This window comes from Clostridium boliviensis (genome assembly GCF_033342255.1).
Taxonomy (GTDB): Bacteria; Bacillota; Clostridia; order Lachnospirales; family Lachnospiraceae; genus Lacrimispora; species Lacrimispora boliviensis.
The window spans coordinates 1-973 of the sequence record NZ_JAWONS010000023.1 but is presented as its reverse complement, the minus strand read 5'-3'; the positions used below and the strand labels follow the sequence as shown (position 1 = coordinate 973).

At 31.9% G+C, this 973-nt stretch carries 1 protein-coding gene; it reads left to right on the top strand.

Annotated features, from left to right (window positions below):
- Nucleotides 1-688 (top strand): hypothetical protein (locus RZO55_RS00935; protein ID WP_318062428.1); only part of this gene is annotated, 688 nt, incomplete at its 5' end.
- Nucleotides 689-973: the final 285 nt, after the last annotated feature.

Sequence of the window (973 nt, the reverse complement as noted above, 5' to 3'; positions counted from 1 at the left end):
AAAACTACCGAGTACCAAAATTTCGGACACGCTAAATATTGATAAAAAGAATGGTACAGCACAAGATATAGTGAACACGTCGCCGGGTACCAAAATTTCGGACACGGGAGAACCATCACCGCATACCAATTTTTCGGATACCGAGATTTCGGACATTAACATAAACAGTACTTTAACCATAAACACTTTATTAACATCCTCTTCATCCTCTAATGTATTTAATATGAGTGCAAATGAATTAGTTGATTATATCAAAAAAGCCGGTGCCTTAGACCAGCTTTTTACAGAGGAGGAAGAAATTAGTAAATTCCTGGAAATCAATAAAATCTTCATGACTACGCTGTGCGAATTGTGCTATATTAATAATATGCAATATAGTGGGTTAAGCATAAGCAGCTTAGAGATCATAGAGAAATTAAAGAATATCATCAGTAAAGATTATTTTGAGGATTTTTGCAGGAGAGTTTTAAGCGATTATTATTCAGCTCAATCAACCAGGCAGATAAAAAATATCATACGATACATGCAAGCTTGTATTTATAATGTCATGCTTCAAGGTGATGGAGTTAAACAGAAAAAAGGATTGCCAATTAAACAACATGAAAAGAAAAATGATTTTCAGAACTTTCCTCAGAGAGATTATGATTATGATGCTTTGATACTTGCTGGTATAAATAAGGGAATTTAGGTCATAAAAAAGTTCCGTTAATTATAAAAAGCTGGACAATATAGTTATTTTGTCCAGGTTAGTATCCACCTCTAATTTTATACTATTTTTGATAAAATGCAATAGATTTTTTATTTTTAATATAATAAATATAAATACATCAAACGACTTATGCAGAAAATGATTATGAAGAGTATTTGATTTTTATGAGCCGATTACTTAGATGTAACTTAAAATCATATGAGAGCGGAACTGAGTTCTGTTCATGAGAAAGCATTTCGAAAGATTTCTTGGGAGAGTCACTAG